Below are 12,268 nucleotides of genomic sequence, written 5' to 3' on the forward strand. Positions count from 1 at the left end.
CTGACGGCTGACGGCTGACGGCTGACGGCTATAAAAACAAAAAACCCAAGCACAGGCTTGGGTTTTTAAACAATTAACTACAAAAACAGCTTACTTCTTCTTTTTAACTGCTTTTTTGTTTGGTAAATCAGTGATTGAACCTTCAAAGATTTCAGCAGCAAGACCGATTGATTCGTTCAATGTTGGGTGAGCATGAATGGTAAGCGCTAAGTCTTCGCCATCTGCACCCATTTCAACTGCTAAGCCGATTTCGCCAAGCATTTCACCTGCGTTAATACCAACCATAGCACCACCAATTACGCGGCCACTGTCTTTATCAAAGATAAGCTTAGTTTGACCTTCTGTACGAGCAGATGCAATTGCACGACCTGATGCAGCCCACGGGAATACCGCAGTTTCGATGCTTAGGCCTTGCTCTTTTGCTTCTTTCTCAGTTACACCAACCCAAGCGATTTCTGGATCAGTATACGCGATTGAAGGAATACATTTAGGGTCAAAGAAGTGTTTTTGACCTGAGATAACTTCAGCAGCAACGTGTGCTTCGTGAACCGCTTTATGCGCAAGCATAGGCTGACCAACAATGTCACCAATCGCGAAGATGTGGTTAACGTTTGTTTTAAGCTGCTTATCAACATTAATGAAGCCACGCTCATCAACGTTAACGCCCGCTTTGTCAGCATCAAGTAATTTGCCGTTTGGTGTACGACCAACAGCAACAAGTACTTTGTCGTAACGTACAGGCTCTGCCGGTGCATTTTTACCTTCAAACGTTACATATAAACCGTCGTCTTTTGCTTCAACGCCAGTTACTTTTGTAGAAAGCATTACGTTGAACTTTTTGCTCACGTATTTTTGATAAATCTTGATTACGTCTTTATCTGCTGCTGGTACTAATTGATCAGCAAATTCAACTACGTCGATGTCAGAGCCAAGAGCACGGTACACAGTACCCATTTCAAGACCAATGATACCACCACCTAATACAAGTAGTTTTTCTGGTACATCTTTAAGCTCTAATGCGCCAGTTGAATCAATTACACGGTCATCTTCAGGGATGAAAGGTAGGTTAACTGGTTGAGAGCCCGCTGCGATAATAGCATTATCGAACGTGATTGTAGTTTTGCCGTCTGCGCCTTCAACGTCAAGGGTGTTGCTGCCAGTGAATTTACCGTAACCGTAAACTACTTTCACTTTACGCATTTTAGCCATGCCGTCTAGGCCGCCAGTTAGCTGACCAATAACAGACTCTTTCCATGAGCGGATTTTGTCTAAATCGATTTCAGGCTTACCAAAAGTAACACCATGAGATGACATTTCAGCTGCGTCATCAATTACTTTAGCTACGTGTAATAGTGCTTTTGAAGGGATACAACCCACATTAAGACATACACCGCCTAATGTGTCGCGAGATTCTACTAATGTAACTTCTAAGCCCAAGTCAGCAGCACGGAAAGCCGCAGAGTAACCACCAGGACCACCGCCTAGTATAACAACTTGAGTTTTTAATTCGTTGCTCATGCTTTTACCTTAATTGTTTGAACGGGACACTGCCCTAAAGTTTAACTGCCATGTTTCTGCATGGGCAGAAAGTCAGAGCAGATCAAAAATTTATGCAAAGTATACAAAGATTGTATCATTGCAAATGGTAAAAATCCCAGCTAAAAACAACTGGCTGGGATTTGATTCTATTTATTTAGCTACATGCATCAATTATTACATTACTAGTTGACGAATATCACTCATGTAACTTGCAAGGGTTACAGTAAAGCGTGCTGCTAGTGCACCGTCAATCACCCTATGGTCGTATGACATTGAAAGTGGAACCATTAATTTAGGTTCAAATTCTTTACCATTCCATTTTGGTTTCATTTCAGATTTAGATACACCTAAAATAGCAACCTCTGGCGCATTAACGATTGGTGTAAATGCAGTACCACCAATGCCACCAAGGCTTGAAATAGTAAAACAGCCACCTTGCATGTCAGATGCCGTTAACTTGCCTTCACGCGCTTTAACAGATACTTCCATTAATTCACGTGATAGCTCAATGATGCCTTTTTTATCAACATCTTTGAATACTGGTACTACAAGACCATTTGGCGTATCGACAGCAACACCAATATTGATGTACTTTTTAAGGATTAAGCTTTCACCATATTCAGATAAAGACGAGTTAAATGTAGGGAAGTCAGCCAATGCTTTTGCTGCTGCTTTCATTACAAAAACTAAAGGTGTAATTTTAACACCTAGCTTTTTCTTCTCTGCTAGCGCGTTTTGTTCTTTACGGAACGCCTCAAGGCTAGTGATATCTGCTTCATCAAATTGTGTAACGTGAGGGATTTGTACCCAGTTACGGTGTAAGTTTTTACCAGATAGCTTTTGAATACGAGACAGCTTTTTCTCTTCGATTTCACCAAACTTGGCGAAATCAACTTTTGGCCATGGAATTAAACCAAGCTCACCGCCACCCGCGTTGCCTTTGCCCGCAGATAACTGACCAGACTCAACTTGCTTAACTAAGTTTTTAACATAGTTTTGCACGTCTTCTTTAACAACACGGTTTTTACGACCAGAGCCTTTTACGTTCGCAAGGTTAATACCAAACTCACGGGCTAAACGGCGAACAACTGGCGATGCATGAGCATAAGCACTGTTGTTCTCAAAGCTTTCATTACTGGCTTTTGCTGGTGCTGCTTGCTCTGGTGCAGGTTTTGATTCTGCTTTTGGCGCTGGCGCTGATTTTTCTGCAGGAGCTGAAGCTGGTGCGCTACCGGCAACTTCAAAAACAAAAATAAGTGAACCGGTCGATACTTTATCGCCTGTGGCTACTTTTATTTCTTTCACTGTGCCTGCAAACGGTGCAGGTACTTCCATTGCCGCTTTATCGCCTTCAACGTTTAAGATTGATTGATCTTCTTCAACCTTGTCGCCAACCGCAACCATGACTTCAGTTACTTCAACTTCGTCACCGCCAATATCTGGCACGTTGACTTCTTTGCTGCTTGACTGAGCACTTGCTGCTGGTGCAGATTCTTGTGCTGGTTCGTCTTGTGCAGGTGCAGCTGACTCGCTACCAGCGATTTCAAAAACAAATACTAAAGAGCCTGTTTTTACTTTATCGCCAGTCGCAATTTTAATTTCTTTAACAGTACCTGCGAACGGTGCAGGCACTTCCATCGCGGCTTTGTCGCCTTCAACGTTTAAGATAGATTGCTCTTCTTCAACGCTATCGCCCACTGCAACCATGATTTCGGTTACTTCAACTTCATCATCACCGATATCTGGTACGGTCACTTCTTTGGTCGTTGAGCCTGAAGAGGCAGCAGGAGCTGCGTCTTCAGATTGAGCCGGAGCTTCTGGCGCTTTTTCTTCGCCAGCGCTTTCGCCTTCAAAAATCATAATTAAAGAGCCCGTGGTAACCGTGTCACCTTCGCTTACTTTAATTTCTTTAACTGTACCCGCTTGAGCAGCTGGTACTTCCATTGAGGCTTTATCGCCTTCAACAGTAAGAAGTGATTGGTCAACTTCAACAACGTCGCCAACACTTACTAAGATTTCGGTTACTTCGACTTCATCACCACCGATATCTGGTACATTAATTTCAATACTCATTGCAAAACCTCTTAAGCGTACAGTGGGTTAAGTTTGTTAGTGTCGATGTCGAACTTCTTAAGTGCTTCAACAACCACTGACTTTTCAACTTCACCACGTTTAGCAAGTTCAGATAACGTAGCAACAACAACATAACCTGCGTTAACTTCAAAGTGACGACGTAAGTTTTCACGGCTGTCTGAACGACCGTAACCGTCAGTACCTAACACTTTGTAGTTGCTGCTAGGAATGAAAGAACGCGCTTGCTCAGCGTAGTTTTTCATGTAATCCGTTGCAGCAACTGTCACTGAATCATTTAATACGCTAGTGATGTAAGCAGTTTTTTGCTCACCTTCAGGGTTAAGCATGTTTGAACGCTCAACGTCTTGACCATCACGAGTAAGTTCGTTGAATGACGTTACAGAGAAAACATCTGATGCAATGCCATAGTCATCACTTAAGATAGCTGCCGCTTTACGTACTTCAGTCATGATAGTACCTGAGCTTAGCAACTGTACGTTGGCTTTTTTGCCTTCGTAGCTTTCAAGCTTATAAATACCTTTACGAATACCTTCTTCAGCACCTTCAGGCATTGCTGGTTGCGCGTAATTTTCATTCATTAGCGTTAGGTAGTAGTAAATGTTTTCTTGATCTTCACCGTACATACGACGAATACCATCTTGAATGATCACCGCTACTTCGTACGCATACGTTGGGTCATAAGAGATACAGTTAGGTACAGTGTTTGCAAGAATATGGCTGTGACCATCTTCGTGCTGTAGACCTTCACCATTTAGTGTTGTACGACCCGCCGTTGCACCGAGTAAGAAACCACGTGCTTGTTGGTCACCCGCCATCCATGCCATATCGCCAACACGTTGGAAACCGAACATTGAATAGTAGATGTAAAATGGGATCATTGGTAAGTCATTCGTGCTGTAAGACGTTGCCGCAGCAACCCACGATGACATTGCGCCTAACTCATTGATACCTTCTTGCAGTACCTGACCTGATGTGGCTTCTTTATAGTAAGAAACAATATCACGGTCTTGTGGCGTGTAGTTTTGGCCATGCGGGTTATAAATACCGATTTGACGGAATAAACCTTCCATACCAAATGTACGCGCTTCATCAGCAATGATTGGCACGATGTTTTTGCCAATACCTTTGTCTTTTAGTAACACGTTAAGTGCACGCACAAAGCCCATTGTTGTTGAAATATCACGCTTTTGCTCTTCAAGTAATGGCTTGAATGCTTCTACTTCTGGTAGCTGTAGTTTTTCAGAGAAATTAGGGATACGAGTAGGTGTATAACCTTCTAAGTCTTTACGACGAGCATGTAAGTACTTGTACTCTTCAGAGCCTTCTTCAAGCTCTAAGTAAGGTAAGTCTTTAATTGCTTCATCAGACACAAGATCTTGTAGACCTAAACGCGAACGTAAGTGTTCAACATGTGTCATGTCCATTTTCTTAACTTGGTGAGCAATATTTTTACCTTCAGCCGCTTCACCCATGCCGTAACCTTTTACAGTTTTAGCTAAGATAACCGTTGGACGGTCATTTGTTTGTTCAGCTTTTTTGAATGCAGCGTATAGTTTAGATGGCTCATGACCACCACGCTTAAGCGCAAAAATTTCGTCATCTGTCATATCAGCAACAAGTGCTGCTGTTTCAGGGTAACGACCAAAGAAGTGTTCACGTACGTAAGCACCGTCTTTCGCTTTATATGTTTGGTAATCACCATCGATAGTTTCGTTCATCAATTGTAATAACTTACCCGTTGTATCTTTAGCAAGTAAGATATCCCAACCACTGCCCCATACAACTTTAATTACGTTCCAGCCAGCACCTTTGAATAGACCTTCAAGCTCTTGAATGATCTTACCGTTACCCATTACTGGGCCATCTAAGCGTTGTAAGTTACAGTTGATTAGATAGCAAAGGTTATCTAACTTCTCACGAGCAGCAAAAGAGATAGCACCACGTGATTCTGGCTCATCCATTTCACCATCACCTAAAAACGCGTATACACGTTGGTTTTTAGTATTTTTTAAGCCTCGACCATCTAAGTATTTTAAGAAACGCGCTTGATAAATAGACGCGATAGGACCAAGGCCCATAGATACTGTAGGGAACTGCCAAAACTCAGGCATTAACTTAGGGTGAGGGTATGATGGCAAACCGTTACCGTCTACTTCTTGGCGGAAATTATCTAACTGGGCAGCAGATAAACGACCTTCAACAAATGCACGTGCGTAGATACCTGGAGAAATATGACCTTGGTAATAAACTAAGTCACCACCGTCTACGTCATTCGGTGCTTTAAAGAAATGGTTAAAACACACTTCATAAAAAGCAGCAGAAGACTGATAAGACGCCATATGGCCGCCTAAGTCGAGATCTTTTTTCGATGCACGCAATACAATCATGATCGCGTTCCAACGAATAATAGAACGAATACGGCGCTCAAGGTTAACATCCCCTGGGTAAGCAGGCTCTTGTTCTACCGGAATCGTATTAACGTAGTTTGTGTTGATGCCTGTAGGCATATCAACACCGTCTAAACGGGCTTGCTCTAATACTTGCTCAAGTAAAAACTGAGCACGTTCAACACCTTCTTCACGCACAACTGATTCAAGAGCTTGTAACCACTCTTGTGTTTCTAGCGCGTCTACGTCAATTTTATTGACTTCAGACATACGGAGGTTTCCTTATGTTTAAAATACGAATGTTTTTAATTAATACTGTGTATTGTGTGTTTCAATACCGTACTTGGTTAAATTATTATCTTGTTTCTAATTCTGTTTAGTGCGTCTTAAACTACGTTCAATACGCGAGTGCTCTTTGCCTGCTTCAAGTAGCGCTTCTTCAATGAAAGCTAAGTGAGCATTACTAGCAAGACGAGCTTGTTCAGGATTCCCTTCTATAACTGCATCCATTAATAAACGGCGATGCTCTGCTAACTGCTTACTAATATGCGGTTTTTCTAGCAATACCGTTAAATTCTGTAATACATTTTGTTCAAGTAGTGCTTGCATCCCGCGCACTAAGTGAAGCAACACAACATTATGTGAAGACTCTGCAACACTAAAATGAAATGCATTAATTGCTTTGGCTTTTTGTTGTAAATCATCGTTCGCTAAAGCGATACACTCAAAGCTTTGCTTAACTTTCTCAAAATCAGTACTGGTGCCACGAAGTGCTGCATAGTATGCGGCAATACCTTCGAGTGCATGACGAAACTCTAATAAATCAAACTGTGATTCTGGGTGCTTACTGATCAAATCAAATAACGGATCAGTTAATCCTTCTTCCAGCTGATTCTTTACAAACGTGCCACCACCTTGGCGGCGCGTGACCAACCCTTTAGCCTCTAGCTTTTGAATCGCCTCACGCAATGAAGGGCGAGACACTTCAAACTGTTTAGCTAGTTCACGCTCTGGCGGCAATTTTTCGCCCGGTGCTAATGATCCCTCAAGAATCATATTCTCAAGTTGCTGTAAAATAACATCCGACAATTTTGCTGCTTTAATCTTTAAAGACATTAATCAACGTCCGCGTTGTAATAGGCTATGGCTTCATAAATACCAGTTTGTGCCTGTAGCCGAAACCAAAAGGTAAATTGGTCATACCAAATTTTGGTCATACGTTATCAAAAAGCAAGTTTACTGTCAATTTCATGAGCAGCCCGCATACAAAACTAGCCTAACGCATTTAGCTCAAAGATTAAACAGCAGGTGATAACCGCTGACTTTGGGAAGGGCTTTTAATAAAACACAAAATGGTCTGACCAGATAGCTACCACCTGAGAAGCGGACAGTTTACTATCAATAAATGACTTAGAGACTTTTGTATACAGAGAAGTGAATGAAAAAAGCCACGAGCTAAGGATAGCGAACTTCGGGCTATAAAAATGTATTTAACACTATATACCATCGTAGGAGAACGCTTTAGCGCCGATTGGCTTTAACACAGAACCTAGAACAATCACGGCTAAAGCATGTTCCCACAAAGTAAAGTACACCTTTAACCTCATAAGCGAAGCGCCTCTTTACCTCTTTGTGAATAAATCACTTAAAACCATTTTGCACAGAGAAGTGAATGAGAATAAAATGAGAAAAACCACGGGCTGCGGGTTACGAACTATGTATACACCTAGCGCCTAGTTACTTCCCTAGCACCGAAAGTCTTTAATCTTTCCTCTGTGCTCTTCTTGATCTCTGTGGTGAATTAATCACTTAAACAATTTTTATCACCGAGGGCACCGAGACGCTTCGCGCTACACCGAGAAGAAATAACCATGGGCTGTGAGCTATGAATACACCTAGCTCCTAGTCACTTTCCTAGAACCTAGAACCTTTCACTACCCCTTACGCCAAACCACCAAACAAGGTAAGCAAAGCAATCAGCACTAAATAAAACAAAACATTACGCTTTACCAGCTTCATCATACAGGTTGCTTCAACCGCACAACCAAAGTGCTGCTGCTCAATTTGCTCCGCTGCTAATGCGGTATTTGTCACTACTTTTCGATTACTCACTGAAAAGTCAAATGCATAACGCAATAAGCAACTCGTGCCTTTATTAAAATTACCAATAACTAAAAAGCCAAAGCTGGTAATACGTGCCGGTAGCCAATCAAACCAAAATAATAATTTATGAATCAATTTGAAGCGTGCCACATATGCGACTTTTTTGTCTTCGCGTACTAAATCAGCATAAGTCCTCACTAGTGCATAAAGCACAGCACCTGGCGCACCTAATATGACAAACCAAAAAATGACCGCACAATAAAAACGAAAATTTATCCAGGCCAATGTTTGCCCAAACGTTTCACCATCAGGTTCATCTTCAGTTTTGTTTTGGCCCATTTGTAAGGCATATAGGCTAGCCGCCTCACGGTCTTCTCTGGTGAGTGCATTTAAGTAAGACTTATATAAAGCACGATGTTTAGCACAACCAAAGCAAACCAATAGCACCACAATATTGACAGCAAGTTGCCAAAGCACAAAATCAGAAAACGTATAAATCAAAGCGATTGCTATAACTGGCAGAATTAACCAAATTAAAAATCCATGGTTAGAATTAAACAAGCCTTTTTCGCTTAGCTGCCTATTAGAGCGTGTTAAATAGCTCTGTGCATAATGGCTTATCTGCCAATAATCTGAGCGTGCACCTAAACGTTCCAAAATCAATGCGATAATAATAGAAATTAAAATCATAGCGGTCTCTTTGCTAAAGCAGGTTAAAAAAGGGCAGCTAAATAATGTTGCCAATCAAAGCTTTCACCAGGATCTGTTTTTCGCCCTGGCGCAATATCACAGTGCCCAACAATACGTTTTTTAGTTATTGCGGGGTATTTATTCATCAATAACTTAGTTAATGATTGTAATGCATTATATTGCATTTGGGTATATCCACTCACATCTGTTCCTTCAAGCTCAATACCAATACTAAAATCATTGCATTGTTCACGTCCTAAAAAATCAGATTTCCCTGCATGCCAAGCTCGCTTTGTAAACGGCACATACTGTATAACCTCGCCCGTACGCTTAATAAAACAATGAGCTGACACTCTAAGCCCTTGCAGATCGCTAAAAGAAGGATGAGCTAGGCAATCAATATTCCCCATAAATAAATCATCTACATAAGGTGTTGCAAAATGCCCTGCTGGCAATGAAATATTATGAATAACTAATAAAGAAATGTCTTCTGCGCATGGTCGCTCATCGAAATGAGTACATGCTCGCTGAATGACTCCTTGTACCTTTCCCGCATTATCAATATACATAGTAGCTTACCGCCATGACAATTTGTTGATTATGCTAAAGGATTTATAAAGTTAATGATAGCCGAAAGCAGCGCTGAGAGTTGGCTAAAAACAAAAAACCCAGCATAAGCTGGGTTTTTGATATTCTGAAGAGAACTAAAATTACTTGATTTTAGCTTCTTTGAAAATCACGTGTTTACGAGCCTTAGGATCGAACTTTTTGATTTCCATTTTTTCAGGCATGTTACGCTTGTTTTTGTCGGTAGTGTAGAAAAAACCAGTACCAGCAGTTGAAACTAAACGGATTTTATCGCGCATGATTCAGTTCCTTAAACTTTTTCGCCGCGAGCACGGATTTCTGTAAGAACCGCGTCGATGCCTTTTTTATCGATAATACGCATACCTTTAGTAGTAGTGCGTAATGTTACAAAACGTTTTTCACTTTCAACCCAAAAACGGTGTGTTTGTAGGTTAGGTAGGAAACGACGTCTAGTCGCGTTTCTCGCGTGTGAACGGTGATTACCAACCGCAGGACGCTTACCTGTAACTTGACATACTTTAGACATGTCTATATATCTCCAATAACTTCGCTCGAGCTTAATTTAACCTAAGGCCATGTATTTCTGCCCTAGAGAATAAATCGAAGGGCGCTCTTTATACAGCTTTTACAGGCAAAGATCAAACAATGATCTATCCAATCAGCTCATATGTAAATTTGATAGCGGCTAATTATAAAGATCGAAAGCCCTTAGGGAAAGTAAAAACTGCATTTAAATTAAACTAATTTGTCAAAAACACTTAAACAGCCTATTTTTAACACACTTAACTAGTAAGCAAAGCTAAATAAGGCCCCTCTCTGCGAACGAAATACAATTATCTGCACCCACAATGATGTGATCTAAGATATTTATGTCAACTAATTGTAATGCTTGCTGCAATTTATTAGTGATAAGTTTGTCTGCTTGACTGGGCTCAGCAATGCCTGATGGGTGGTTATGGGCTAATATAAGTGCCCCGGCATTATTTTTAAGCGCTGCTTTTACAACCTCACGCGGATAAACCGATGCTGAGTTAATAGTGCCATAAAAAAGCGTCTCCTCTTTAATAAGTCTATTTTGGCTATCAAGATATAGCACCATAAAAACTTCTTGCTGTAAGCCTCTAAGTTCAAGAGTTAAATAGTCGTAGACTGATTGCGGTGAATTAAATACCGCTTTTCGCTGGCATTGCTCTATCATATAACGCCTACTGAGCTCTAGTACGGCTTGCAATTGTACGTACTTTGCTGTGCCTAAGCCTTTTTGGGCGCAAAAATCTTCCAATGATGCATTAAATAAATTGTGCAGTGTTTCATTTTGAGTCATTAAATGTTGTGCAAGCTCAACGGCATTCATACCAGGCAAGCCTGTTCGTAAGAATATAGCTAACAACTCAGCATCGCTTAGCGACTTTGCCCCCTTATTTAATAATTTTTCACGCGGGCGTTGCTCCACAGGTAATGAATTCAGCTGCATTATTTTGTCCCTAAAACAAACCTTTCATTTAACTGTAATCTAAAAATAAAATTTCGCCTGTAAAACCGTAAATAAAATTCAAATTAAAAGCTTCGTGCCAAAGCCAAAGATTTGCTATCGTTAGTGCATATCGACAAAGGTTTTATCAGCACATGGCAGAGTTAATGACAAAGTTAAAAAATAAAAAAATTGTACTTGGGATCACCGGTGGTATTGCGGCTTATAAATGCGCAGAGCTAGTAAGGCGATTAAAAGAGCAAAGCTGCGAGATAAAAGTGGTTATGACCGAGTCAGCAAAACATTTTATAACACCTTTAACTATGCAAGCCGTTAGCGGTGAAATGGTATCAGACTCGTTGCTAGACCCTTCTGCAGAAGCTGCAATGGGCCATATTGAGTTTGCCAAATGGGCTGATTTAATTTTGGTTGCCCCTGCCACCAGTAATATCATTGCAAAAATGGCTGCAGGCATCGCTGATGACCTACTAACAACCTTATTATTAGCAACACCAGCAAAAGTAGCCATCGCGCCTGCCATGAACCAGCAAATGTATGCTCACCCAGCCACCCAAGCTAACTTATCAACGCTAGCTCAGCGCGGTGTAGACATTTGGGGGCCAGGTAAAGGCGAGCAAGCGTGTGGTGATATTGGCGCAGGAAGAATGCTCGAACCAAGCGAGTTAGCTACTCTTTGCACTAAGCCAACTCAGCCACAGTTGCTCGCTGGTAAAACAGTTACAATTACCGCAGGCCCCACTCGTGAGCCTCTTGATCCTGTTCGTTTTATATCTAATCATAGTTCAGGAAAAATGGGCTACGCACTTGCACAAGCAGCACTTGACTTAGGTGCAACGGTAAACCTTATATCAGGCCCTGTTACTATCACTCCGCCGAGCGCAGCAAAACTTACAAATATTGAAAGCGCAGAACAATTACTTCAAGAGTCTCTTTCTCTGGCAAGACAATCTGATGTATTTATTGGCTGCGCCGCAGTGGCCGATTATCGTGCTGCAAATATTGCTGAACAAAAAATGAAAAAACAAGGTGATGAGCTCACTCTTACATTAGTAAAAAATCCAGATGTAATTGCTGCGGTAGCAAACCTAACTCAAGGGCGACCATATACCGTAGGCTTTGCTGCAGAAACACAAGATGTTGCTAGCTACGCCAAAGGTAAACTGACCAATAAAAACCTCGATATGATTTGTGCAAATGACGTATCACAATCAGGCTTAGGCTTTAACTCAGATCATAATGCTTTAACACTGTACTGGCATACTGAGCAAAAAGAATTAGCAATAGATACAAAAAGTGCGCTCGCACTAAGTGTGATGACTGAGCTTGCTAAACGATTGTAAAAAGGCTGGAAAGAAGCTGAATAAAACATTAACAT

At 41.3% G+C, this 12,268-nt stretch carries 10 protein-coding genes; 1 reads left to right on the forward strand and 9 read right to left on the reverse strand.

The features are described 5' to 3' along the window. Window positions 1-90: 90 nt before the first annotated feature. The 9 genes from lpdA to radC form a co-directional block, all read right to left on the reverse strand. Window positions 91-1,518 carry a dihydrolipoyl dehydrogenase gene (gene lpdA / locus B5G52_RS02715; RefSeq protein WP_087531155.1) on the reverse strand — a complete coding sequence of 476 codons (1,428 nt, stop codon included), beginning with the start codon at window positions 1,516-1,518 and terminating at the stop codon, window positions 91-93. 195 nt (window positions 1,519-1,713) lie between these two features. Further along, window positions 1,714-3,612 (reverse strand): pyruvate dehydrogenase complex dihydrolipoyllysine-residue acetyltransferase, encoded by a 1,899-nt coding sequence (gene aceF, locus B5G52_RS02720; protein WP_087531156.1) that lies wholly within the window; start codon window positions 3,610-3,612, stop codon window positions 1,714-1,716. Window positions 3,613-3,623: 11 nt separating this feature from the next. Continuing rightward, entirely contained in the window at window positions 3,624-6,290 is a 2,667-nt protein-coding gene (aceE, locus tag B5G52_RS02725) for a pyruvate dehydrogenase (acetyl-transferring), homodimeric type (RefSeq protein ID WP_087531157.1), read from the reverse strand. Window positions 6,291-6,386: 96 nt separating this feature from the next. Continuing rightward, on the reverse strand, window positions 6,387-7,136 hold the full coding sequence (gene pdhR / locus B5G52_RS02730) for a pyruvate dehydrogenase complex transcriptional repressor PdhR (protein ID WP_087531158.1): 750 nt from the start codon (window positions 7,134-7,136) through the stop codon (window positions 6,387-6,389). Between the two features lie 825 nt (window positions 7,137-7,961). Then, complete coding sequence (gene ampE / locus B5G52_RS02735; RefSeq protein WP_087531159.1) at window positions 7,962-8,813, reverse strand: beta-lactamase regulator AmpE; 852 nt, start codon at window positions 8,811-8,813, stop codon at window positions 7,962-7,964. A 23-nt stretch (window positions 8,814-8,836) separates the two neighbouring features. After that, on the reverse strand, window positions 8,837-9,382 hold the full coding sequence (gene ampD / locus B5G52_RS02740) for a 1,6-anhydro-N-acetylmuramyl-L-alanine amidase AmpD (protein ID WP_087531160.1): 546 nt from the start codon (window positions 9,380-9,382) through the stop codon (window positions 8,837-8,839). A gap of 141 nt (window positions 9,383-9,523) precedes the next feature. Continuing rightward, a complete protein-coding gene (gene rpmG / locus B5G52_RS02745) occupies window positions 9,524-9,679 on the reverse strand; it encodes a 50S ribosomal protein L33 (RefSeq protein WP_004587947.1) in 156 nt (51 codons plus the stop codon). Between the two features lie 11 nt (window positions 9,680-9,690). Next, complete coding sequence (gene rpmB / locus B5G52_RS02750) at window positions 9,691-9,927, reverse strand: 50S ribosomal protein L28 (protein WP_006793236.1); 237 nt, start codon at window positions 9,925-9,927, stop codon at window positions 9,691-9,693. A gap of 273 nt (window positions 9,928-10,200) precedes the next feature. Further along, a complete protein-coding gene (gene radC, locus B5G52_RS02755; protein ID WP_087531161.1) occupies window positions 10,201-10,875 on the reverse strand; it encodes a DNA repair protein RadC in 675 nt (224 codons plus the stop codon). 164 nt (window positions 10,876-11,039) lie between these two features. Here radC and coaBC point away from each other — a divergent pair, with 164 nt between their 5' ends. After that, on the forward strand, window positions 11,040-12,233 hold the full coding sequence (gene coaBC / locus B5G52_RS02760) for a bifunctional phosphopantothenoylcysteine decarboxylase/phosphopantothenate--cysteine ligase CoaBC (RefSeq protein ID WP_087531193.1): 1,194 nt from the start codon (window positions 11,040-11,042) through the stop codon (window positions 12,231-12,233). Window positions 12,234-12,268 lie beyond the last annotated feature (35 nt).

Source organism: Pseudoalteromonas sp. A601 (assembly GCF_002165575.1).
In the GTDB taxonomy this organism is placed as follows: domain Bacteria; phylum Pseudomonadota; class Gammaproteobacteria; order Enterobacterales; family Alteromonadaceae; genus Pseudoalteromonas.

Coding starts and splice junctions, on each gene's coding strand:
- aceE (WP_087531157.1), bottom strand. CDS start 6,290: ATGTCTGAAGTCAATAAAATTGACGTAGACGCGCTAGAAACACAAGAG.
- ampD (WP_087531160.1), bottom strand. CDS start 9,382: ATGTATATTGATAATGCGGGAAAGGTACAAGGAGTCATTCAGCGAGCA.
- rpmB (WP_006793236.1), bottom strand. CDS start 9,927: ATGTCTAAAGTATGTCAAGTTACAGGTAAGCGTCCTGCGGTTGGTAAT.
- lpdA (WP_087531155.1), bottom strand. CDS start 1,518: ATGAGCAACGAATTAAAAACTCAAGTTGTTATACTAGGCGGTGGTCCT.
- pdhR (WP_087531158.1), bottom strand. CDS start 7,136: ATGTCTTTAAAGATTAAAGCAGCAAAATTGTCGGATGTTATTTTACAG.
- radC (WP_087531161.1), bottom strand. CDS start 10,875: ATGCAGCTGAATTCATTACCTGTGGAGCAACGCCCGCGTGAAAAATTA.
- rpmG (WP_004587947.1), bottom strand. CDS start 9,679: ATGCGCGATAAAATCCGTTTAGTTTCAACTGCTGGTACTGGTTTTTTC.
- coaBC (WP_087531193.1), top strand. CDS start 11,040: ATGACAAAGTTAAAAAATAAAAAAATTGTACTTGGGATCACCGGTGGT.
- ampE (WP_087531159.1), bottom strand. CDS start 8,813: ATGATTTTAATTTCTATTATTATCGCATTGATTTTGGAACGTTTAGGT.
- aceF (WP_087531156.1), bottom strand. CDS start 3,612: ATGAGTATTGAAATTAATGTACCAGATATCGGTGGTGATGAAGTCGAA.